Annotated in this window: 22 protein-coding genes; 14 read left to right on the top strand and 8 right to left on the bottom strand. The window is 44.5% G+C overall.

Annotated elements, in window-relative coordinates:
• The first annotated feature begins 8 nt into the window (after nt 1–8).
• Nucleotides 9–944, top strand: coding sequence for a 23S rRNA pseudouridine(2605) synthase RluB (rluB, locus tag ACE1OE_RS10090; RefSeq protein WP_102471487.1), 936 nt, complete (start codon nt 9–11; stop codon nt 942–944).
• 197 nt (nt 945–1,141) lie between these two features.
• Here the strand turns inward: rluB and ACE1OE_RS10095 are convergent, their stop codons facing one another.
• The 6 genes from ACE1OE_RS10095 to pspF all read right to left on the bottom strand — a co-directional run bounded on the left by ACE1OE_RS10095 (nt 1,142) and on the right by pspF (nt 7,588).
• On the bottom strand, nt 1,142–1,927 hold the full coding sequence (locus tag ACE1OE_RS10095; RefSeq protein WP_102471488.1) for a peptide ABC transporter ATP-binding protein: 786 nt from the start codon (nt 1,925–1,927) through the stop codon (nt 1,142–1,144).
• Nucleotides 1,924–2,919, bottom strand: coding sequence for a peptide ABC transporter ATP-binding protein (locus ACE1OE_RS10100; protein ID WP_102471489.1), 996 nt, complete (start codon nt 2,917–2,919; stop codon nt 1,924–1,926). The genes ACE1OE_RS10095 and ACE1OE_RS10100 overlap by 4 nt, the downstream gene beginning before the upstream one ends.
• Nucleotides 2,919–3,806 (bottom strand): putrescine export ABC transporter permease SapC, encoded by an 888-nt coding sequence (gene sapC, locus ACE1OE_RS10105; protein WP_372060948.1) that lies wholly within the window; start codon nt 3,804–3,806, stop codon nt 2,919–2,921. Before sapC ends, ACE1OE_RS10100 begins: the two co-directional genes overlap by 1 nt.
• A complete protein-coding gene (locus ACE1OE_RS10110) occupies nt 3,793–4,755 on the bottom strand; it encodes an ABC transporter permease (protein ID WP_102471491.1) in 963 nt (320 codons plus the stop codon). Before ACE1OE_RS10110 ends, sapC begins: the two co-directional genes overlap by 14 nt.
• Nucleotides 4,755–6,374 carry an ABC transporter substrate-binding protein SapA gene (gene sapA, locus ACE1OE_RS10115; protein ID WP_449210938.1) on the bottom strand — a complete coding sequence of 540 codons (1,620 nt, stop codon included), beginning with the start codon at nt 6,372–6,374 and terminating at the stop codon, nt 4,755–4,757. The genes ACE1OE_RS10110 and sapA overlap by 1 nt, the downstream gene beginning before the upstream one ends.
• A gap of 140 nt (nt 6,375–6,514) precedes the next feature.
• The gene (gene pspF / locus ACE1OE_RS10120; RefSeq protein WP_449210939.1) at nt 6,515–7,588 is read right to left on the bottom strand and encodes a phage shock protein operon transcriptional activator; all 1,074 of its coding nucleotides are present in this window, start codon (nt 7,586–7,588) and stop codon (nt 6,515–6,517) included.
• A gap of 240 nt (nt 7,589–7,828) precedes the next feature.
• Here pspF and pspA point away from each other — a divergent pair, with 240 nt between their 5' ends.
• The 7 genes from pspA (at nt 7,829) to ACE1OE_RS10155 (ending at nt 15,435) form a co-directional block, all read left to right on the top strand.
• The gene (pspA, locus tag ACE1OE_RS10125) at nt 7,829–8,494 is read left to right on the top strand and encodes a phage shock protein PspA (protein ID WP_102471494.1); all 666 of its coding nucleotides are present in this window, start codon (nt 7,829–7,831) and stop codon (nt 8,492–8,494) included.
• Between the two features lie 20 nt (nt 8,495–8,514).
• A complete protein-coding gene (gene pspB, locus ACE1OE_RS10130) occupies nt 8,515–8,751 on the top strand; it encodes an envelope stress response membrane protein PspB (RefSeq protein ID WP_102471495.1) in 237 nt (78 codons plus the stop codon).
• Entirely contained in the window at nt 8,711–9,130 is a 420-nt protein-coding gene (gene pspC / locus ACE1OE_RS10135) for an envelope stress response membrane protein PspC (RefSeq protein ID WP_449210940.1), read from the top strand. The genes pspB and pspC overlap by 41 nt, the downstream gene beginning before the upstream one ends.
• 297 nt (nt 9,131–9,427) lie before the next feature.
• Entirely contained in the window at nt 9,428–10,456 is a 1,029-nt protein-coding gene (locus ACE1OE_RS10140; protein WP_449211096.1) for an efflux RND transporter periplasmic adaptor subunit, read from the top strand.
• Nucleotides 10,453–11,532: an efflux RND transporter periplasmic adaptor subunit gene (locus ACE1OE_RS10145; protein WP_372060954.1), complete on the top strand. Its 1,080-nt coding sequence runs from the start codon at nt 10,453–10,455 to the stop codon at nt 11,530–11,532. The genes ACE1OE_RS10140 and ACE1OE_RS10145 overlap by 4 nt, the downstream gene beginning before the upstream one ends.
• The gene (locus ACE1OE_RS10150) at nt 11,532–14,642 is read left to right on the top strand and encodes an efflux RND transporter permease subunit (protein ID WP_449210941.1); all 3,111 of its coding nucleotides are present in this window, start codon (nt 11,532–11,534) and stop codon (nt 14,640–14,642) included. The genes ACE1OE_RS10145 and ACE1OE_RS10150 overlap by 1 nt, the downstream gene beginning before the upstream one ends.
• 181 nt (nt 14,643–14,823) lie before the next feature.
• On the top strand, nt 14,824–15,435 hold the full coding sequence (locus tag ACE1OE_RS10155) for a DNA-3-methyladenine glycosylase I (protein ID WP_449210942.1): 612 nt from the start codon (nt 14,824–14,826) through the stop codon (nt 15,433–15,435).
• A gap of 114 nt (nt 15,436–15,549) precedes the next feature.
• Here the strand turns inward: ACE1OE_RS10155 and ACE1OE_RS10160 are convergent, their stop codons facing one another.
• Nucleotides 15,550–16,341, bottom strand: a complete 792-nt coding sequence (locus ACE1OE_RS10160) for a fumarylacetoacetate hydrolase family protein (protein ID WP_449210943.1) — start codon at nt 16,339–16,341, stop codon at nt 15,550–15,552.
• Between the two features lie 223 nt (nt 16,342–16,564).
• Between ACE1OE_RS10160 and ACE1OE_RS10165 the strand changes: the two genes are divergently transcribed.
• The gene (locus ACE1OE_RS10165; protein ID WP_449210944.1) at nt 16,565–17,245 is read left to right on the top strand and encodes a DNA-3-methyladenine glycosylase I; all 681 of its coding nucleotides are present in this window, start codon (nt 16,565–16,567) and stop codon (nt 17,243–17,245) included.
• 107 nt (nt 17,246–17,352) lie between these two features.
• Here the strand turns inward: ACE1OE_RS10165 and ACE1OE_RS10170 are convergent, their stop codons facing one another.
• A complete protein-coding gene (locus ACE1OE_RS10170; RefSeq protein WP_102471601.1) occupies nt 17,353–17,865 on the bottom strand; it encodes a glycine cleavage system protein R in 513 nt (170 codons plus the stop codon).
• Nucleotides 17,866–18,136: 271 nt separating this feature from the next.
• Here ACE1OE_RS10170 and ACE1OE_RS10175 point away from each other — a divergent pair, with 271 nt between their 5' ends.
• The 5 genes from ACE1OE_RS10175 to ACE1OE_RS10195 all read left to right on the top strand — a co-directional run bounded on the left by ACE1OE_RS10175 (nt 18,137) and on the right by ACE1OE_RS10195 (nt 23,827).
• Nucleotides 18,137–19,552: a coniferyl aldehyde dehydrogenase gene (locus tag ACE1OE_RS10175; RefSeq protein ID WP_449210945.1), complete on the top strand. Its 1,416-nt coding sequence runs from the start codon at nt 18,137–18,139 to the stop codon at nt 19,550–19,552.
• Nucleotides 19,553–19,586: 34 nt separating this feature from the next.
• Nucleotides 19,587–20,030, top strand: a complete 444-nt coding sequence (locus tag ACE1OE_RS10180) for a hypothetical protein (RefSeq protein ID WP_372060960.1) — start codon at nt 19,587–19,589, stop codon at nt 20,028–20,030.
• A 199-nt stretch (nt 20,031–20,229) separates the two neighbouring features.
• Complete coding sequence (locus ACE1OE_RS10185) at nt 20,230–21,411, top strand: iron-containing alcohol dehydrogenase (protein WP_449210946.1); 1,182 nt, start codon at nt 20,230–20,232, stop codon at nt 21,409–21,411.
• A 143-nt stretch (nt 21,412–21,554) separates the two neighbouring features.
• On the top strand, nt 21,555–22,025 hold the full coding sequence (locus tag ACE1OE_RS10190) for a tetratricopeptide repeat protein (RefSeq protein WP_449210947.1): 471 nt from the start codon (nt 21,555–21,557) through the stop codon (nt 22,023–22,025).
• Nucleotides 22,026–22,078: 53 nt separating this feature from the next.
• The gene (locus ACE1OE_RS10195; RefSeq protein WP_449210948.1) at nt 22,079–23,827 is read left to right on the top strand and encodes an arylsulfatase; all 1,749 of its coding nucleotides are present in this window, start codon (nt 22,079–22,081) and stop codon (nt 23,825–23,827) included.
• Nucleotides 23,828–23,838: the final 11 nt, after the last annotated feature.

Below are 23,838 nucleotides of genomic sequence, written 5' to 3' on the forward strand. Positions count from 1 at the left end.
GTAGGTAGATGAGCGAAAAATTACAAAAAGTGCTTGCCCGCGCAGGCCATGGCTCCCGTCGTGAACTTGAAACATTAATCAAGTCTGGGCGAGTGAGTGTCAACGGTCAGGTGGCAAAACTGGGTGAGCGCCTTGAAGACGACAGTGCGATTATTCGTATTGACGGTCATACTGTATCGGCAAAAGCACAAGAAGAAGTGGTTTGTCGAGTTTTGGCTTATTACAAGCCAGAAGGTGAGCTTTGTACACGTCACGATCCTGAAGGTCGTCGTACGGTATTTGATCGCTTACCTAAAATCCGCGGTTCGCGTTGGATTTCAGTCGGTCGTTTGGATGCAAACACATCGGGTTTGTTACTGTTCACCACTGATGGTGAATTGGCAAATCGACTGATGCACCCAAGTCGTCAAGTCGAACGTGAGTACCTAGTACGTGTATTCGGCGATGTGACAGAAAGTAAGATCCGTAACTTGGTACACGGCGTGAAACTTGAAGACGGCATGGCTCGTTTTGAAGACGTTGTTTACGCAGGTGGCGAAGGTATGAACCACACGTTCTACGTTGCGATCAACGAAGGCCGAAACCGTGAAGTTCGTCGTCTATGGGAATCACAAGAAACAACCGTGAGTCGTTTGAAGCGTGTTCGTTACGGTGATATCTACTTAGATAAAAAACTGCCTCGTGGCGGTTGGGCTGAGTTAACGTTAAAAGATGTTAACTACTTGCGTGAATTAGTTGAGCTAAAGCCAGAGAAAGAAACGCTTCTTGATCTGAATAGTGCGAATACGTCTCGCCAACGTGAACGTTCACGTAGCCAAAAAATTCGTCGTGCAGTACGTCGTCATGAAGAGCGTGTGAATACACCTTCAAAAGGCCGTAGTAATCAGCAGAGACGCAATAAGAAAAGTGCAGGCGAACAAAGCGCACGATCTAAAACTCGCTAATCTAGCGTCGTTTTATTAAATAGATTTGAAAAAGCCAGTTAGCATCGCTAACTGGCTTTTTGTTTGTCAGTCACTCAATGTATCTAGGTGGAAAAGGCACTTGCCAGTGGCGTCTATCACCGGCAATCGTACCAAAACGAGATTTGCTAATATTTTACGCTTGGTTAGCTATCTCTTGCACAAGATACGCACCTGACCTAGCGGTATACCGGTTTCTTATTGAAATGGCTCTCTACCATTCTTTGCGTCACAATGTGCTGCGGGCTGGTCAATACGTCTTGAGTGCTGCCACTTTCGACCACTTCCCCTTCATGCATGACGATCACCTTGTCTGTGATGTGTTTTATAATGCCTAAATGCTGTGACACATACACAAAAGCCACACCCATTTCTTCTTGGAGTTCCAAAAATAGGTTAATGATCTGCGATCGCATCGCCATATCGAGACCATTTAATGCCTCGTCTGCAACGATAATCGATGGCTGCAAAATGAGCGCTCTCGCTAGGCAGATTCTCTGTTTTTGGCCTGTCGCCAGCATCTGAGGATAGAAATAAGCATGCTCTGGAAGTAACCCCACACGAACCAGCGTGTCTTTTACGCGGCGCATGCGGGCTTCTGGAGGCATATTCGTATTTCGTTTAAGCGGGCCTTCTAAAATCCGACCAATCTGTATCCTAGGGTTTAACGAGGTGTTAGGGTCCTGGAAAATCATGCGGATTAATTTGCAACGTGTTGAGTAATCCTTATGTTCCAGTAGGTCGCCATTGACCCTGATTTCACCCGCACTCGGTTCTACAACGCCAGCTAACATTCTTGCCAACGTCGATTTCCCAGAGCCATTCTTACCAATAAAGCCAATCGTTTGTCCGGCTTCTAGTTCAAAGCTTACGGGTTTGACGGCATGCTGTATTTTCTTCTGAAACAGCTTTGAGCGAGTGACAAAGTCTTTTTTTAATCCAGTGACTTCTAGCAAGGCACTCATGCTTTTTTCTCCGTATTCAGAGGGAAGTGGCAGCTGTATTTGTGATTTTTAACGCGTTTTACTGGCGGAATTTCAACGCATTGTCGCTGCGCATAAGGGCAGCGTGGTCCAAGGCGGCACCCAATAGGTAAATGCTGGAGCGGCGGAATGGAACCTGGTAGCGATTGCAGCTTTTCTTTGTGTGGGATCCAATCGCCAAAGTCAGGTATCGCTTTCAACAATGCAACCGTATATGGGTGTTTAGGGGTATCTAATATTTTTTTTGTATCAGCCGATTCAACGGATTGTCCGCAGTACATCACGGTGATTCGTGTTGCCCACTGAGTGATGGTCGTTAAATCGTGACCAATCAAGATCAATGTCGTGTTATTGAGTTGATTCATACGGCTCAATAAACGCAGTATTTGCGACTGTGTAATCGGATCTAAATCATTGGTTGGTTCGTCGGCAATGAGCAGTTTTGGTTTGGCGGCGATGGCCATTGCAATCATGATTTTTTGGCACTCACCATCCGTTAACTCATACGGATAACTGTGCATGACGCGCGTATGTTCTTTGATTCCGACTTTATGAAGAAGCGCTATGGCTTGTTTTTTACGCCATTTAAATCGCTCCCACCATTTACCGTCAAAAGAGCGTGACGGAATGGATTCAATAAGTTGTCGACCGACTTCCTCTGATGGATCTAGGCAGGTGGAGGGCTCTTGAAATATCATCGCGACGTCTCGAGCAATGACTCGTCGACGCTCTCGAGGGGTGAGCTGCAGAAGGTCAATATTGCCAAGACGCATTCGGTCAGCGGACACGCGCCACGTCTCTTTACAGACGCCTAGAATGGCTTTTGCCACCAAACTTTTTCCTGAGCCCGACTCTCCAACGAGGCCTCGAATTTCGCCCTCATTGATGGTAAAGCTCATTCGGTCAACGGCTTTTACTAAGCCTTGCGGTGTCTCGATCTCAATCGTTAAGTGACGAATATCTAATACAGGCATTATTCTACCCCCGCGTTCAGCGCGCTGCGCACGCCTTCGCCAACAATATTAACGACGACAACAACACATAAGATAGCTAAGCCTGGCAAAATCACGGTCCATGGTGCGAGATACAGTAATTCAGCCGCATCGCCGAGCAGAGAACCCCATTCACTGCTCGGTGGTTGGGCCCCTAAGCCTAAGAAACCTAGTGCCGTGATATCGAGAATGGCAATGGATAAGGCGAAGGTAAATTCTGCTGCAATAATAGAGAGAATGTTTGGCAAGATAGAGTTCCACAATAAATAAAAGTCGTTCGCGCCATCCAAGCGAGCAGCCATGATGTAGTCTTTTTCAACTTCCGTATGAACAGCGACATAGACGGAACGAACAAAGCGAGGGATTAACGCCAAGCATATTGCCAATAAAATATTATATTCACCAGGCCCCAAAAACGCGACGAATATGATGGCCAATAACAATGAAGGTATCGACATAACCGTATCGAGTAAATGATTTAAAATACTGGATAACAAGCCTTTGGTCATACCGGCAAGGATACCAATGAAGCAGCCAATTACCGCAGAAAGCACGGTAATTAATACAGCAGCACCAAAAGACAACCGGGAGCCATCGACAATCCGTGACAGGATATCTCGACCTAAATCATCAGTACCAAAAAAGTAGTCTACGGTACCCGCAGGATCCCAGGACGGTGGGATGAGCAGGTAAGAGCTTTGTTCCATTGGGTCGTAGGGAACGATCCAAGGCGACAATAGGGTGATGATAATGATAAGAGCAAAACACCATAGCCCAAACATAGACAAGCTGTTGCTTCGATAGCTGCGCCAAAAACGCTCAAGCTGAGTGGGGATGCGTTCTTCTTGGTAAATATTATCTGACAGCATACCATTCCTTCCTCACCAGCGGGTTGATCATGGCTCCGAGAATATCGGATAAGATACTTGCCGTCAGTACGATACTAGCCACTACCATTACGCCAGCTTGAATGGATGCATAATCTTGACTTGATAGGGCGTCGAGAAGCCAACGCCCTATGCCGGGCCAGTTAAAGATGGACTCCGTCATAATGGCGAGCGTAATCATACTGGATAGCTGTACACCCAGTTTCGGTATGATAGGCGGGATGGCGTTTCTGAGTACGTGTTCTTTTACTATCTCATAGTTAGATAGACCCTTGATACGCGCTGCACGAATATAGTTCTGCGCCATGACCTCGGTAACAGAGGTTCGCATCATGCGTATTACCTGCATGGTTGGGGATAACGCGAGGACAAAACAAGGCAAAATCATATGTTCAATGACGCTTTGCAGTGCTTCACGTCGATAAGGCCCATCGGACAGTAGAGCATCAATCAAAGCAAACCCCGTGACATGGTCAATTTCGTACAACAAGTCGTAGCGTCCTGCTACCGGAAACCACTGAAAATTAAGAGAGAAATACATAATCATCAACAGTGCAATCCAAAACAGTGGTGCGGCATACCCGACCATCGATGAGAATGAGATAATGTTATCGAGCCATTTGCCTTTTTTCATGCCTGCAATGGTACCGGCAGGGATGCCAATAAAAACCGAAATCATAAAGGCGGCAAAGCACAACTCTAATGTGGCTGGCAATACAGCAGACAGCTCATCAATAATAGGAACGCCTGCTTTGGTAAGGCCAAAATCAAGCTTAGTAAGCTGTGTTACGTAGCTTATCCAGCCAGGTAGGAACTCTTTGGTCGTCCAAATTGAGTTTGGATCTAGGCGGATAAGGTTATAGCCGACCAATGTCAAGATCAGTAGCGTAATAACAAATAGATTAAGTCGGCGAACGGCATACCAGAACATTATTTTAACCTCACGACTTGATCAAAAGGCTGAGTATTAAACGGGCTAGTACGGAAGCCAGTTAGATCGTCATTGTGAGCTTGATATTTTTGGCCATGAGCTAATGGAATAACTGGGATCTGGTCATATAAAATATTTTGCGCTTGTCGATAAAGATTGGCTCGGTAACGGGGCTCGCTGACCTCCAGTGCTAGGTCTAACAAAAAATCAAAATCGTCGTTACACCACATAGATAGGTTAAGTCCTTCACGCTTTGACGAACAAGACAATAGGGGTCTTAGGTAGTTATCAGGGTCGCCAGTATTGCCCACCCAACCAGTCAGCAGAAGATCGACCGCTTTGATATTTGACAACTCTTTGCGGTCAACGCGTTCGTCGGTGAGCAGATTAAGGGTGATACCGACATCGGCAAGGTTGGCTTGAATCAGCTCAGCGGTCTTTCGCGGGCTCGGGTTATAGACTCTCGGTTCAAGTGGCACCGCTAGCGTCAGTTCTAAGCCATTGGCATATCCAGCATCACGCAGCAAAGCCATCGCATAGTTTCGGTCATAGCGAATTTGAGTGGGGTCTTTTTGGTATGCCCAAGAGCTTGGTGGAAGTAGGGTATAGGCTTTCTCCCCCGTTCCGTAATAAACCGCTTCTAATATGTTATCTCGGTTAATCGCGAGGTTAATCGCCTTCCGCACTCTCACGTCGCTTAGCGCGCCGTGTTGGGTATTAATGGCGATAAACGAGACGTTCATTGCGGGCTTGGCTTGTAAAACCACAGAGTCTTCGTTGAGTATCACTGGTATTTGGCTTGATACGGGTGAATTTAGGACATCACATTCCCCACGCAGCAATTTGGCTAGCGCGCCGGCACCTCGGTGGGAGATGTCGAAAACAACCTGCTTCATCTGGACAGGACCACGCCAATACTGTTCATTGCGTTTTAAGCGTACTAAGTCTGATACTTGATATTCATCGAGGTAGAATGGGCCGGTGCCCACAGGGTAGGTATCAATCCTTTGCTTACTATTACTGTCTAGCAATATCTTGGCATATTCAGCGGAAAAAATAGGGGCATGAGCAGTGGAAATATTCGACAAAAATGAATTGTCGGGTTTAGACAATGTGAATTGTACGGTATTGGCGTCGAGTGCAGTGACGCTGGTAACGAGTGCCGAAAAGTTAATGCCAGCAAACCACGGGTAAACACTCCCTCCAACCTGATGATAGGGATTGTTTTCGTCTAAAATACGATTGAAGCTAAATACGACATCGTCAGCATTTAACGGACGCGTCGGAGTGAACCACTCGGTTGTTTGAAACTGGACATCATCACGCAAGTTAAAGTGATAAACCGTGCCGGTTTCGTCAACCGTCCAGCTTTTTGCAAGGTTTGGTACCGGTTGGTGAGTGCCAGGGTTGAGCGTTAATAGCGTGTCATATAATTGAGGCGCGATCGCTTCGACAATGATGCCACCGTCCACCAATTGAGGATTAAATGTACTTGGGCGACCTTGGTCACAGTACACAAAACCGTCTTGACGAATTTTTGTGTGATCGACTTTATCTTCACAGCCGGTGACTAGTGCAACGCTGCAAATTGCTATGGATAGTTTTAGTAATGCCTTCATAAACACGCTACATTCATTTTAGTGAACGCAATATCTGTACTGAGAACAGAGTAATTTACCACTAATTGGATGGTTTAACCAATAACGACAAGTAGTTATCGACGATTTAGTTTGCTTTGATGCTGACTCTTTGAGCGCCTTCATATTAGTTTGTGCTTTCTCACGAGGCCTCTTAGCTGATCATAGCTTAAGCTCAGCATTTTAGCGGCGGTTCTTTGATTGTATTGTGCTTCATCTAACGCTGTGCGAACCATGGTTAAGGATTGTTCCTCTTGCCACAATTTAAAGTCAATTGGGAACGTCACGGTTGGTGGGCTCGATGCGGCGGTACGCATACTCTCAGCTGTTTTGAGCGCCTGAGTAGCATCGCGGTGCTGCCCATCATGAGATGGCACCTCTTTAGGAGGGGCATCACGATTGTCTGAATCAGAGGGAGAAAGAGAAGAGAACGTATTGAGAAACGGGTTAAAAACTAACGAATCAATGGGGTGTTCGTTTGTGCCATGTTGGTACACCGCACGCTCGATGACATTCTTTAATTCTCTGACATTACCTGGCCAAGGATAGGCATGGATACTTTGCCACGCTTTGCTCGTAAATCCGACAAACAGAGGTAAGCCTAACTCGCGGCACATCTTAATCGCGAAATATTCAGCAAGTAATGCGATATCTTCTTGTCTAACACGTAAGGGAGGTAACTGGATAACGTCGAAAGCGAGCCTGTCGAGCAGATCGGCGCGAAACTTTCCTCTTTCTGCCAAGGCTGGAAGGTCTTCGTTCGTGGCACACACTAGTCTGACATTAGCCTCGAGCGCTTTCATGCCACCGACGCGTTCATATTGGCCGTATTCGATAACACGCAATAGTTTTTCTTGCACAGATAAAGGCGTAGTCGCGAGTTCATCAAGAAACAACGTACCATTCTCTGCGCGCTCAAAGCGGCCTAAATGTCGGCCTTTAGCACCCGTAAACGCCCCGGATTCATGGCCAAATAATTCCGAATCAATAAGGCCATCGCTGAGCGTGGAGCAATTGAGCGAGATGAGTGGTTTATCCCAGCGAGTGGAAAGATAATGGAGACGCTGGGCGATCAGTTCTTTACCAGTGCCGCGTTCTCCGATAATTAATACCGGTCGCTCAATGGGAGCCAGCTTTGATACTTTATCAAGTACCGAAAGAAAAGAAGGGGATTCACCAATAAGGTTCTGAGCCATGGTAGGGTCCTTAAAGATTGGTTTTTTTTACCAATAGTTGGTAAAACCATATTAGCAGTTTGATGTGAAAACGCGAGCTTTCTCATAGGTGCTTGTTATGTATGAAGTTATTAAATTGGCACGATAATTGGATTGTTTATACTGAGTACAACATTGAATGGCTATGATGACATCGCGACAAGAAAGAGCCACGCAGTAGTCAAAGTAAGTAGCCACGTTCATTCATTTAGGAGCTGTATTATGGGTATTTTTTCTCGTTTCGCTGATATCGTAAATTCTAACGTTAGTGCACTTTTAGACAAGGCCGAAGATCCGGAAAAAATGATTCGCCTTATCATCCAAGAGATGGAAGACACGCTAGTCGAAGTCCGTACTAATTCCGCCAAGGCGATTGCGGATAAAAAAGAACTGGCGCGTAAAGTGAAAACGCTAGAAGAACAAATTGTCGAGTGGCAGCACAAAGCCACCCTTGCGTTGACCAAGCAAAGAGAAGAATTAGCGCGTGCTGCATTGATTGAAAAGCAGAAAGTAGAAAAAATAGTGAAAGGGTTGCATGATGAGCAAACTCTGGTTGAAGAGACGATTGATAAGCTGACGAGTGAAATTGCCAAACTAGAAGCGAAAATCACGGAAACTCGCGCTAAACAGCAGGCTTTAATCATTCGTTCGCAAACGGCCAATAATCGCCGTGATGTGCAAAAGCACCTGCACACCAGCCGTACGCATGAAGCAATGGCAAAATTTGAACAATATTCACGTAAAGTGGATGAGCTCGAAGCGGAAGCGGATTTGTATGCGAATACCGGCAATGCAAAATCTCTCGACCAAGAGTTCGCTGAGCTTCAAGCACAAGATGAGATAGATATCGAACTGGCTAAGCTTAAAGAACAGATGAACAAAAAATAAACATCGAATAGGAGTTAGACATGTCGACATTTCTTATTGCCGGACCCGTCATTGTATTCTTGATATTTGTTGCTCCGCTTTGGCTATTTCTTCATTACCGTAGCAAGCGAAAGTCGGAGGCTGGTTTGTCTTCTCAAGATTTTGAAAAGCTACAAGCCTTGTCGCAAAGAGCGGAAAAAATGCAACGACGCGTGGAGAGTTTAGAAAAGATCCTTGATGCGGAGTCGCCTAAATGGAGGCAACATTATGACGCATAGAGAGCTCTATAAAGATCCGATTAACGGCAAATTGACAGGGGTTTGCGCTGGGCTTGCCAACTACTTCGGCGTCGAGGTTTGGTTGATCAGAATCTTAGTTATCTCAGCGGCATTGTTGGGCGGGAGTTTTTTAGTCTTACTTGCCTATATTGCAATGAGTTTGATGCTTGAGAAGCAGCCAGACAATTTTGTGGAAGCCTTAAAGACAAAGCAAGAGCACTCCCTTAAAAACAAGCCTTGGAAACAAGGTCAAAGTGCCAAAGACTTACTCGGTACGATTGAAAAAGACATGGATCAAATTGAAGATTCATTGCGAACGATGGAAGCTTATGTGACCTCTGATACCTATGCGGTAAACCGAGAATTCAGTAAACTCTGAGTATGAGACTATTCACCTTCAATCGCGTAGCGATATAGCAAATAAAATCACTTAATGATTAACCCAGTGAACATTCGGACACTGGGTTTTTTATCATCTATGCCCTTAGCATGTTCATAACATGAGGGGTGAATCGTTGACAACTAAAACCGTGGATAATCGATAACAACGATTCGGTTAGCAAGCTATCTATGATTTACTGCTAAAAACTATTAATAATTAGTGACTTGCTGGTAATACTTGTTGCTCTAGACTATTTTTTAATGACAAGCAGAACATGGTAGTTGAAGAATGAACATGAAGTTATCGGCATTATTTCTAGTGGTAACAGTGCTTAGTGCCTGTGGAAAAGCCCCTCCCCCCATCCCTGAACCCGAGTCGCGCCCTGCAAAATTGTTTTCTGTTTCAGTTGGAAACAGCCAGTTCGAGCGTACGTTTCCTGCAACGTCTGAAGCGGGCGATAAAGCAGTGTTGGCGTTTCGAGTGCCAGGACAGTTGGATAATCTTTTTGTACGCTCAGGGCAACAAGTGAAGAAAGGTGATCGACTCGCGAGCCTTGACCCTGATGAGTATCAGTTGTTAGAGAAGCAAGCGAAAGCCAACTTCCGTTTGGCAGATGTACAATACCAGCGTGCATTAAAACTTCGCAAAAGTCAGGTGGTATCGGAGCAGGATTACGATCAAGCCAATGCCAATATGAAATCAGCAAAAGCAGGTTGGTCTCAAGCTCAGGCAAATCTTGACTACACCACTTTAGTTGCTCCGTACAATGGAACCATTTCGATTATTCCTGCCGATAATTATGAATACATCCAAGCCAAAGAAGGCGTGATGAACATTCAATCGAACCAGTTGCTCAAGGTTATATTTCAATTACCGGACTATTTATTAAACCGGTTTCAAGGGGATCATCAAATCGACGCGTCGATGGCATTTGATGCCTTTCCTAGTAATGAATACAAACTGACATTTCAAGAAATCGATACCGAGGCTGACCCTAAGACTGGGACTTATAAAGTGACCATGATAATGGCACGCCCCTCTGACATTGGTGTATTGCCTGGAATGGTTGGGCAGGTCCGAATATTGGCTCGTAGTACGGCAGCAACCGTCATTCCAGTGTCTGCCCTTTTCATGGAGAACGATAAGCAGTGTGTTTGGAGAGTGAGGAGTGGCGGCATTGTTGAGAAGGTTGCAGTGGAATTGAATGACAAACGACAAGTTATTTCTGGGCTTGAAGATGGAGATAAAATTGTCATCTCGGGCGTTCAAAGCATTAAGCCTGGCATTCAGGTCCGAGAGTGGATTAAGGAGAGAGGATTATGAGAATTTATCGATTCGCGACTCTTCTTTGTGCCGCTCTATTCGTCGTTGGTTGTGATAAAGCATCGATAGAAGAGAGGCATGATATCCCTAAGGTGAAGGTAACGGAGATTGGAAAGTCTGAGCTCAAAAGTCAGTTATATTTCCCGGCACTGGCGTCAGCTGCTGATCGTTCTCATCTTAGCTTTCGTGTCGCTGGTGAAATTAATAATATCACTTTAAAAGAAGGCGACTTTGTAAAAAAAGGAGACATATTAGCCACCTTGGAACCGACTGACTTTCAATTAGATGTGGATAATGCACAAGCAAGGTATGCCGTTATTGACAGCCAGTATCGCCGCTCTAGCCCGTTGGTTAAAAAAGGGTTATTGGCGAAGTCTCAGTTTGATGAAATTGCCGCGCAGCGCGCCTATGCTCGTGCCGAGTTTGACCTTGCAAAATTGCGCCTGTCATTCACCCAGCTCGTTGCGCCTGTCGATGGTGTCATTTCTCGTGTATCTGCTGAGCAATTTGAAAATATTCAAATAGGGCAACAAGTGGTGAATATTCACAGTGTTGAAGAAGTGGAAATTATCGTTCAACTGCCTGATAGCTTTTCGCTGAATCAGCCTAAAGATAATGATATTGATCATATAGAAGCCATCATACGGGTTCCATCTGGGAATGAATATACGGCACGACTCAAAGAGTTTACTACCCAGCCAGATCCAGCGTTAGGGACGTTCACGGCAACGCTCATTCTGCCTATGCCTAAAGATGAATACATACTCGATGGCATGGCTGTGGATGTGACTTCTAAAGCTAAAGATATCGGACTTAAGTTGGATATGGGCGTTAGTGTGCCGATTGAAGCGGTGTTTAACCAAGATGGCGATATGCTTGATGACTTGGACAAATTTGTTTGGGTACTGAATAGCGATAACACCGTGACGAAACAAAAAGTACTGACCGGTAAAGTATCGCGTTCGACGATTCAAATCCTTGAGGGACTTGATAACGCTCAAGTGATTGTGATTGCAGGTGTTGCCAGGTTACGAGATGGCATGGAAGTAGAAGTATTACCGCAGGAGGCGATGTAATGAGCCAAGAAGAAAAGAAGTCTTTGCCTCAAAGCGACGATGAGATTACCGGTGTAGCGGCCTATTTTATTCGTAACAAGGTGATCAGTTGGATGTTGTCATTGATCTTTTTGATCGGCGGCGTGTCTGCTTTTTTTGACTTAGGGCGATTGGAAGATCCAGCCTTTACGATTAAAGACGCAATGGTTGTGACCTCATACCCAGGCGCAACGCCTCAGCAAGTTGAAGAGGAAGTGACTTACCCCATTGAAAAGGCCATCCAACAGTTAACCTATGTGGATGAGATCAACTCTATTTCTAGTCGCGGACTTTCTCAAATCACAGTGACAATGAAAAACAATTATGGCCCTGATGATTTACCGCAAATATGGGATGAATTGCGACGTAAAGTTAACGATTTAAAAGGCTCTCTTCCGCCAGGGGTGAATGATCCAACGGTTATTGATGATTTTGGTGATGTTTACGGGGTGCTGCTTGCGCTCACTGGTGAAGGATACAGCTATAAGGAAATTTCCGATTACGTGGATTATTTACGCCGAGAGCTAGAGCTGATTGATGGCGTAAGTAAGGTCTCTGTGACGGGGCAGCAACAAGAACAAGTCTTCATAGAAATTTCAATTAAGCGTATTAGCGCCTTGGGTATTGCGCCAAGTACGATTTTTAACTTATTGCAAACACAAAACATTGTCTCGGATGCTGGTGCGACGAGGATAGGAAACGAATACATCCGAATTCAACCAACGGGTGAATTTACCGACGTTGGCGAGCTAGGCGACTTAATCTTGACCGAAGGCGGGGCAGAAGGGCTCATTTACCTAAAAGATGTGGCCAATATTAAACGTGGCTTCATTGAAGTGCCTACCAATATTGTCAATTTCAATGGCGAGGTTGCCCTTAATGTCGGCGTGTCTTTTGCTACGGGAGTCAACGTAGTTGAAGTCGGCGAACGCTTTGACCGTCGCTTAGCTGAACTGAAGTTTCAACAGCCGGTCGGTATCGATATTTCGGAAGTGTACAGCCAGCCTAAGGAAGTGGATAAATCGGTACGCGGCTTTGTCGTGAGCTTGGGGCAAGCGGTGGCCATTGTCATCATCGTCTTACTATTTTTCATGGGACTTCGTTCCGGGTTATTAATTGGCTTGATACTGTTGCTTACTGTATTGGGCACCTTTATTTTTATGCAATATATGGCGATAGATCTACAACGGATATCGCTAGGGGCGTTAGTCATAGCCTTGGGGATGCTGGTGGACAATGCCATTGTGGTGGTGGAAGGGATCTTAATTGGAACCCAGCGCGGGAGGACAAGGCTTCAAGCCGCGACCGACATTGTGACCCAAACAAAGTGGCCGTTATTGGGTGCAACGGTTATTGCCGTGACGGCTTTCGCGCCAATTGGACTGTCTGAAGACTCTACGGGTGAATATTGTGGAACGTTATTTTCCGTACTGTTGATTTCATTGATGTTGAGTTGGTTTACCGCAATATCATTGACGCCATTTTTTGCTGATATGTTCTTTCGGGGACAAAAAATCAAAGGTGGGGAAGAGGGAGGCGAGGGCAATGATCCTTATAATGGCTTCGTCTTTACGATGTACCGAAAATTCTTAGAGTTTTGTATGCATCGTGCTTGGTTAACCGTGGTTTTCCTGATTGTTTGTCTGGCTGGAAGCTTGTATGGGTTCACGAAAGTGAAGCAATCATTCTTCCCTGCATCAACGACACCCATGTTTCAGGTGGATGTTTGGTTACCTGAGGGGACCGATATTCGAGCGACCAATACTAAGCTTGAGGTGTTAGAGCGTTGGATTGCAGAGCAACCAGAGACCGCTCATATCACGACGACGGCAGGTAAAGGCTTACAGCGTTTTATGCTCACGTACTCGCCGGAAAAAAGCTACGCGGCGTATGGAGAGATCACAACGAGGGCGAAAAGCTACGAACAGTTAGAGCCGCTAATGACGCGTTTTCGGTCTTATGTCGATAGTACATTTCCTGAAATCAATTATAAGCTGAAACAGATCGAGTTGGGTCCAGGCGGCGGCGCCAAAATTGAGGCGCGTATCATTGGCTCTGACCCTACCGTACTGCGAGGCATTGCAACACAGGTGATGGACATTATGTACGCCGACCCTGGAGCCTTTAACATTCGCCATGACTGGAGAGAACGAACGAAGGTTCTGGAACCTATTTTTAACGAGAGCCAAGCGCGACGTTATGGGATTACCAAGTCTGATGTCGATGATGTACTGATGATGTCTTTTTCGGGTAAATCCGTTGGGTTGTATCGTGATGGAACAACACTCATGCCGATTGTCGCGCGCCTTCCGGATGAAGAGCGTGTCGACATTCGTAATATCGAAGGCATGATGATCTGGAGCCCAGCCTTGTCGGAATTTATTCCATTTCAACAAGTGACGCAAGGGTATGACATTCGCTGGGAAGACCCGATTATCGTTCGTAAAAACCGCAAAAGAATGCTTACCGTGATGGCTGACCCTGATCTTTTAGGAGAAGAAACGGCCGCAACATTACAAAAACGTATTCAGTCACAGATTGAATCTATCGAGCTACCTCCTGGTTACTTCTTGGAATGGGGTGGGGAATATGAATCGTCTGGTGACGCCCAGGCTTCATTGTTCCAAACCATGCCGATGGGTTACTTGTTTATGTTTTTGATCACCATTTTCTTGTTTAACGCGGTAAAAGAAGCGCTGATTGTCTGGTTGACCGTGCCACTTGCCATAATTGGAGTGACAACGGGTTTACTTGCCTTAAACACGCCATTTGGTTTCATGGCTTTGCTCGGGTTTTTGAGCTTATCTGGAATGGTGTTGAAAAATGGTATTGTACTCCTTGATCAAATAGAGATAGAGATTAAATCAGGAAAAGAGCCGTATTTAGCGGTTGTCGACGCGGCATTAAGTCGGGTGCGTCCGGTTTGTATGGCGGCAATTACGACGATATTGGGGATGATCCCTTTGCTGCCTGACATCTTTTTTAAACCCATGGCGGTAACGATAATGTTTGGTCTGGGCTTTGCGACGGTGTTGACGTTAATCGTCGTGCCGGTACTTTATCGATTATTCCATCGTGTGAAAGTGATTTAACACACACGGAATCCTTTGAGTGACTATCGAAACACTGCCACCTAATAAGGTGGCAGTGTTATTTTTTATGTAACGGTAAATGGGTCGATGTAATAATTAGGCCGATGTATTAAAGTAGAAATATCGTAGCGTCATGAATATTCACTGTATTAACATAAGTGAACTCGTTTAAGGAATAATTATGTGCAAACGTTGTCCTTGGCTCGACCAAACAAAAGCGGACTATGTCGATTATCACGACAAGGAATGGGGCGTCCCAGTGTTGGACGATAGGACCTTGTTTGAATTTCTGGTACTGGAATCTGCACAGGCGGGGCTGAGCTGGTATACGATATTGAAGCGACGTGAAGGGTACCGCAAAGCCTTCGCTAACTTTGATGTAGAAAAGGTGGCAAAGTTTACCGAACAAGATGAAGCAAGGCTAATCGAAGATACAGGGATTATTCGTAATAAACTCAAAATAAAATCGACGGTGACAAATGCTCAGCTTTTTATTGAAATCCAGCACGAGTTTGGGTCGTTTTACCGATATGTGTGGTCGTTTGTCGACAACAAAGTGCTGGTTAGCAACTGGGATAAACTGGAAGACTACCCTGTAACCACGCCAGTATCGGATGCACTAAGCAAAGACCTGAAGAAGCGAGGATTCAAGTTTGTTGGCTCGACCATTATTTATGCATACCTCCAAGCCGCGGGCCTCATTAATGACCACAGCAAAGATTGTTATCGACGACAAGAAGTTATCGATAGCTACAAGTCTTTGGGCGTAGAGTACGCCGAAAGTAAGGCCTGATGACGCGAACGTCCAATCATGTGGTCGACATATGAATGGACGGCTCAGGCACTTGTATTGGCGGTTTATCATTTGATAACAATCGACTAAGTTGTCTTTGTCTGTTTGCTCCAATTAACGACGAATGGTATTGGTGACTTCACCTATACCGTCAATACTAACGCTTACCGTATCATTGGCTTGAAGGGCTCGTGTTCTGCCGGGAGTACCAGCAAAGATTAAATCCCCTGGTCGTAAAGGAATATACTGGCTGATGTAAGAGACAATCGCCTCGACATCGTGGATCATGTTTTCTAAGCTCTCTTGTTGCACAACTTTACCATTGAGAGTCGTGGTGATGGCTTGATTCGAGATGTCTAGATTCGTTTGAATGAGGGCAGAAACGGGTCCAAAGTCTTTGGCCCCTTTTGCTCGCCACCATTGCAGGTCACTGGACTGCCAACTGCGTTCCGTTAAATCATTCCCTACGGTGTATCCAAATACACAGTGTTTTGCCTGTTGTGCCTCGACCGCGTCGCAAAGTTTACCTATCACAATAACTAACTCGCCCTCAAAATGAACATTGCGAGCGTCAGTTGGCAATACGATATCGCCATCTACCCGTATTGATGGCGCTGATTTGAAAAATATCTCAGGTTTTTTTTCTCCAGCATTACCTGCGTGACTACGAAAGTTCAGGCCAACAGCGAAGACGTTGCCGTTGTCGATGGGAGGGCGTAACTGGCTTTTTTGGTATGGAACGGTTGCCTTTACGTCAAACGACGAGAAAGGCGTGGAGGTCAACACGTCCATTGTTTCACCGGAGGCGATGCGTACCCATTCGACTTCACCGTTTATTTCCGCGCGTCCATATTGTTCGGCAAAAACTGGCGAAGTAAAAAGTGCAATCAGCAGAAAAAATTTCATGAACCATCCTTGTTATCTTTGGAATCGGAAGTCAGCACCATCCCGGATAGGGTCTGGTGATGACTCGATTATTACTGCGCTTTACTAGCGTAGCAGCGGTTGTGTAGCCGTGCTGGAATAGTCATACGGATTTAAAACACAATCAGATTAAAGTGGGGCTCAAAATTGCGTTACCAATGCGTGTTATAGTACGAGCAAATAAATCAACGAATTGAATGGTGATATGGAAAAGTTTTCTTCGATTTATGCCCGCGCAGCTGAGCGTAAAGGTGGTGAAATAGCACTAGAGTCATTAGTGAATAAGCCTTTAAGCACCTCAGAATTGTTAGCTATACCTGATGATAGATGGCTTGCGGCGTTTACTATGAAAGTATTTCAATGTGGTATTTCTTGGCAGGTTGTTCGTAATAAATGGGCTAATTTTGAAGACGTGTTTTTCCAATTTCGAGTTGATCCGTTGCTAATGCTTTCTGATGAACACTGGGAGCAAAAAGCTCAAGACCCTCGAATTATTCGTCATCTTATGAAAGTAATGTCAATACCAGTTAACGCACAGATGATTCAATCAGCGCGTTTTGAGCATGATTCTTTTGCCGATATGGTTGCCAATTGGCCGTCGGAGTCGATGGTGGAGTTATGGCTGTACTTAAAAAAACATGGCGCGAGGCTAGGGGGGAATACCGGCCCGTACGCACTGCGTCAACTCGGTGTCGATACGTTTATTTTGTCCTCTGACGTTGAAAACTATTTGAGAAATACGCAAGTGATCGATTCAGGGAAAGGCACTAAAAGAGCCTTGAAAGCGGCCAACTCTGCGTTTGCAGATTGGCAACAGGAATCTGGGCGGTCACTATCCGAAATCAGCCAGATTATTGCCTTCGGCTTTGGTGAAAACCGATTGTAATGTGATATTGGTTAAACAATCAGTGACCCTAGGTGATAACCCGCGACATTAAATTAAAAACGCAGCCATTATTGTGGCTGCGTTTTGCTTTCTAACATGCTGGGGTATTAAGATTCCATTATGACTCGAGTGTCTTCACTCAGCGCTTCAAGCTCATTAGCAATATCACTTATTTTCATGGCCTGCGGGATCTTGAGAGCAATGTTTGCCGTGAACAGACTTGAGCTGATACCGCCCCCTCCCGCTAAAAAGACACGATGGCAGTCCATGTCTAATATACGAATGTCTTGGGCGTCGAGATATTGGGTGATCTCGTTGACAATCCCAGAACGATCATTGGCATCTAAGCGTAAGTGATAAATGGTTTCTTGATCATGAATATGTGGGTCAGTGTCTGTAATCTGAACAGTAAGGTTTGGATAGTCTTGAAAGGCACGTTTAACCACCTCCTGATTTTCACTCGGTAGTTCTACTTTGATAACCGCAGAGACATGATTTTCTAAGAAATTGACCTTGCTCACTAGCCATTTACCATCATTTTCATGGGTAATAGCCGCTAAATTTTGAATCGTGGTTGGGGTCGCTTGGCCGATAAAGCTGACGATGAAAGTAGTACTGATCATACAATGACCTCCACAAGTAAACATAGATAACTAACTGATTAGTTAAGTGTAGTTTAGAACTATTCTAATGACATAGCACGATGAACCTCTAGGAATTTAATCAAACCCTTGGCATTTATCTGATTCTTTGTCTCCGCCCACATTTTCGGTAATCAGCAATGTTTGGTGAGTCATCCAGTAATAGTGATTCTATGTCTTGAAATATAAAACTAGACCGACCGGTTTGTTGTGTGTATAGTGACATCAACTCAACAATGAAGGTGACACAATGACTCATAACACGACAATCGAGAATATGGAATGTTCACTGGAAGCCATGCAGAGCGCATTTATGGGCAGCCCTATGCCTTCGTTTGAAGAACGTATTGAGAAGCTTACCGCGTTGAAAAATAGTCTGATTCAGCACAGTGAAGACATATGTGAATCAATGAATCTTGATTATGGTCAACGCAGTAAACAAGACACTCTCGTTGCCGATGTCTTACCTTGTATTGGAAATATCGATCATACGGTTACTCACCTTCAAGATTGGATGGCACCTTCGGTTCGAAGTGCTGGGCCGCTGCTGTCTACCTCTACGGTTGAGGTGATCTATCAACCGATGGGGGTGGTCGGGATTGTGACACCTTGGAATTTTCCCATCATGCTTTCCGTTGGCCCCTTGATTTCTGCCGTGGCGGCGGGTAATCGTGCCATGATTAAAATGAGCGAATTTACTCCCCATACCAACCAGGTACTTCGATGCATACTCGCACAAGTATTTACCCACCAAGAAGTCGTCGTAGTGGAAGGTGAAACGGAGGTGGCAAGTGCGTTTACTGCAATGCCATTTGACCACTTGTTGTTTACTGGTTCTACCTCGGTTGGACGATTGGTGATGAAAGCCGCTTCACCAAATTTGACGCCTGTAACGCTTGAATTAGGGGGGAAATCACCGGTGCTCATTGCTGATGATGTGTCGATGGAATTGGCGGTCGAACGGATTATATATGGAAAAAGTTTAAACAATGGGCAAGTGTGTGTTGCGCCAGACTATGTATTGCTGCCAGAAGTCAAAGAAGACGCTTTTATTGCAGAGTATCAACGACAGTATACGAATTTATTTCCCGATGGCGTAGATTCAGATAATTTAACATCGCTTGCTAACCGTCGCCAATATGCACGAATTGATCGATTATTGAATGAAGAGCGTAAAGCTGGAACCCGTATAGAGCCTTGTCACCCCAATGATGTTCAGAGCTCTCAGAATCGTTTGGTGACGCAACTCATCATCAATCCTGATTTGCAATCGAATGTGATGACGGAAGAAATTTTCGGACCTTTACTACCCGTGATCAGTTATCAACATATTGACCAAGCGTTGGCGCTCATTACCGATAAACCGCGACCTTTAGCGTTGTACCTCATGTCATTTGATACAGACCTACAATATAGAGTTAAAACGACGATACATTCAGGAGGAATGTGCATCAATGACTGCGTTTTTCACCTTGCGGTTGATGACGCCCCCTTCGGTGGGATCGGTGAATCTGGAAAAGGGCATTACCATGGGCATGAAGGTTTTCTCACATTTTCTCATGCTAAAACGGTATTACAAAGTGGGTCTGAACATCAAGTGAAATACTTGTTTACTCAAGGCGATAATGCCTTTAAATCCGCAGTATTGAGCCTTGTCGGTCAATAACACATCCCATCTGTTTAGTAATAAGGTCAATGACATGTTAGAGCAGTTTTTTGAAAAAACGATGAAAGCGTATTTAATCATCACCGGAGCATTAACCGCAACAGCATTTGTAACATTTTTGGCACCAGAGTGGAGTATGCAAAATCTATTTTTTTACTCTGAAGGAATGATGCAAAATAAAGAATACTTGCAGGCGACCTATCAACACTGGGGAGTGATGGTTGGCTGTATTGGTGTACTACTCATGTTCTCTGCTAAATACAAACAACTACGCACATCGACGATGATCTATAGTGGTTTTGAAAAAGCAATGTTTGTTGGTTTGTTTTTATACAATGTTTGTATTAATGATTACGAATGGTTTTATGGTTGGAGTGGGGTATTTGCACTTGACGCGTTTGTCACTATTTATTCATTAGCATACTTATTCTATTATCTTAATAGAGATAAAAATAAAGTGCCGGCACATCTTAGATAATACTATGCCGAGATAAATCCCGGTGTAACTATCATATAGATTAATAAGGTCTAGAGAATGTTTGTTCTCTAGACCTTATTTTTTTCTGATTTTTATATTGTCATCGAATGTCATCCTTGACGTATAATTGACATTAAACAAGTAGACCGACCGGTTTGTTGTGGTATTGTGTTGTTATCAATTTAATGAGGGCAATATCATGAGTACGACTAATTATACGTTTGACCTTAAAACCATTATTCATGCAAAAGAAAACGGCATTACGGATATTCCAGCGTTGTTCCACCGTTTAGAGGCTAAGCGAGTGGTGTTATTTACCGATAAAGGTTTAGAGTCGCTCGGGTTTGTTGAGCGTTTTAATTCTATATTTGAATCACAATCAGACGTTGAAATTGTTGGTATTTATACGGATATCCAGCCAGATGCGACTTGCGACAATATTAACGCCGCGATTAGGTTTACTCAGTCAATCGAAGCGGATGCCATCCTAGCCATTGGTGGCGGTAGTGTGATTGATGCCTCGAAAGGTGTGAAATACGCTTTGCATAAAGGCGTGAACGATATTCGTGAGGTCATTGCTGGTGGGGGGCATATGGAAATTTGGCCCAACAACGAAGATATAACGGTCCCTCATATCGCAGTACCAACGACGGCAGGTACAGGTGCAGAGGCTTCTCCTATTGCTGTATTCTTTAATGAACACGAAAATATTAAGGCGAGTCTTGTTGTATCAGGTATTGAGGCAGACATTGCGGTACTTGACCCATTATTGACGGTAAAGCTTCCAGCCGCATTGACTCGTTCAACGGGAATGGATGCGTTAACACATGCCCTAGAAGCTATCGTGTCACCGGTGAGTAACCCAATAACCGATGCATTTAGTCTTCATGCTGCGTCACTGATTATAGAGAACTTGCCGAAGGTATTAGTGGATGCCGACAACATTCCAGCCAGAGCAAACCTATTACAGGCCAGTACCATGGCTATTTCAGCTTTCTATTCTTCGTTGGGCGGCATTCCAATTCATAACGTCGCTCATGCGTTTGGCGCGATCAGTCATATCCCTCATGGCGATGCGAATACTGTGTTGTTGCCACTTGTCATGGAGGCATTACCTGAGTTTTATTTGAACAAGGCGAAGAAATTAGCCCGCGCATTGAATGTTGATACAACGGGCACCGATGAAATGGTGCTGCAGCGCGTAACGGGGTTCATAAAACAATTTCAAGCGGAGATCGGAGCGATGACGAGCTTTGCTCTTTGGTCTATCAGTGAGCAAGATAAAGTTGCTATTGTCGAAGCAGTAAAAAAAGACATCAGTTTTCAATTTTACCCAATGCCTGAAGAAAAAATAGAACATATTATTGAGTCTGCAGTTTAAGTATTCATTAAATTAAGTCAATGGATTGGCTGTTATGAAGTGTTGGCCTGTTTTTAAATGTTTGGTACTGACACTTTCATATTTTCAACACCCATCGTTAACAGCTATTTATTATTTTAATAGTGGTCTTAAAGGTAGTTCAATTGTTCAATAAATTGATTTATATGTTATTGGCTTTCTGTGTGATATTGAGTGTCGCTTACTGCGTTATTAGTGATGAGGATCATTTAAATGCAGTAAACCTGGATTGTAATACAACAGTTATAGGTAGCGGTGCGCCTAATTGTGCAAGTCATAAAAAAAAGATAACAGACGCTACGTTAGTGCTCACTAATGCCTATAACGGGCATCAAAAGGCACAAATTAAGTTGGCAAATATGTATTTGCAGGGCAATAACGTTGAACAAAATTCAACGAAAGCCGCCCATTGGTTTCAAGTGGCTGCAGATGCTGGAAACCCAGAAGCTCAGACTCAGTTAGCGCTTCTTTTTGCCTCGGGAAATGGGGTTGCTCAGAACTATAAAAAAGCGGTCTCTTGGCTAGGTAAGGCGGCGAATCAAAACTATCTGCCAGCTCTGGATTTATTGCACTGGATGTCTCAGGCCGCTCATTGATATTAACTTAGTTATTCACAATTACGTTTCAATTATTTATTAAGGTAAACATAATGGTACCATTAAATAAGTCTATTGTCTGTTCCGCTATATTGGCCGCCTCTAGTAGCGTTTCTGCATCTCAAGATCCAGATAAGCCAAATATCGTCATTATTGTCGGTGATGATGTCGGGTTTGCTGACACGCAGCCTTATGGCTCTGAAGTCAATACGCCCAATTTGATGGCGTTGGCAGAAGAGGGGATTAAATTTACTAATTTTCACGCCTCTCCCACGTCGTCAGTTACTCGCTCTATGATGTTAACTGGAGCGAATAATCATGAGGTGGGACTAGGGACGTTTGACTATGCCGTCTATCCTGACTCGATTGGTAAACCTGGCTATGAAGGATATTTAACTAAAAAAGGACTCACGGTATCAACGCTGCTGAACGATAATGGTTACCACACATATCTAGCCGGTAAATGGCACCTAGGACACGAGGATGGTTTCCTACCCGACGACCGGGGGTTTGGGGAGAGCTACGGTATATTAGCCGGTGGATCCAATCACTTTAACCGCAATATGATGTTCCCAGCGAAAAGTGCCGCAACCGCTGAAGCGTTACAAAAAGGCCAGATGCCCGGTATTGAGCAAGAGCAATTATATCGAAATGGTGAAGCAGTAAAGGATCAATACAAAGGTGAGTATTCCGATCAAGTGTATACCAATGAAATCATCAAAATGATTGATAAAAATAAAGAAGATGGTAAACCATTTTTAGCCTACGTACCGTTCACCGCAATACACTTGCCGTTGCAAGCCCCAGAGCATACCTACCAAGATAAGATTGATTATTACGTAGAACACGGTTGGGACACAATACGAGAAGATCGCTTTAATAAAATGAAGGCGCTAGGTGTCATACCTAATGACGCATCAATGGCAAGCCGAAACAGCATGAGTCGACCTTGGGATTCATTAACGGACAAAGAACAGGCTTGGTATGGTAAAAAGATGGCGGTGGCCATGGGTATGATGGAGCTTCAAGACCAGCAAATAGGCCAGATCACCGACTACCTTAAAGACATTGGTGAATATGATAATACCTACATTATTTATCTTGCGGATAATGGACCAGAAGCCGCAGACGTGACCGGTGAAAACATGAGCGATTTAATTCGTACATGGACTGAGCACCATTTCGATAACTCGACAGATAATATCGGCAACGAAAATTCAAGTGTGTCACTTGGGCCTGAATGGGCCAATGCATCTACTGGTGGGTTATCTTGGTTTAAAGTTTATACGGCAGAAGGTGGCATTCGTGTGCCGTTTATAGTTAAGCCACCAAAAGGTGTGCTTGGCGCAGAAGGCGCGTTGGCAGCAGGGACGCAAACTAACAGTATGTCGCAAGTAAAAGATGTCGCAGCGACGATTCTAGACATTGCAAATATTAAGCACCCTGGAACCGAATATAAAGGCCGAGAGGTAGCGCCTATGAGTGGTGTTAGTTTGTTGCCATTTATGGCGGGTAAGCAGAAAGAGGTTCACTCATCACAAAATCCAATCGGTTTCGAACTCTTTGGAAGTGGCATGCTGTTGAAAGGTGACCATAAAATTATAAGAATTTCATCTGGAATGGGCGGTGATAATGAATGGCATCTTTACAATACTAAGTTAGACCCAGCAGAGCAAAACGATTTACGTCGCCAATATCCAGAATTATTTAATGAAATGATGAAGGACTACCAACGCCATGAAGAGACGTACAATATTATCCCTGTCGATGACAAATGGAACCCGTTTGAAGTCGTTAAATAGTCATCCTCTTT

It is taken from the genome of Vibrio sp. E150_011 (assembly GCF_053544015.1).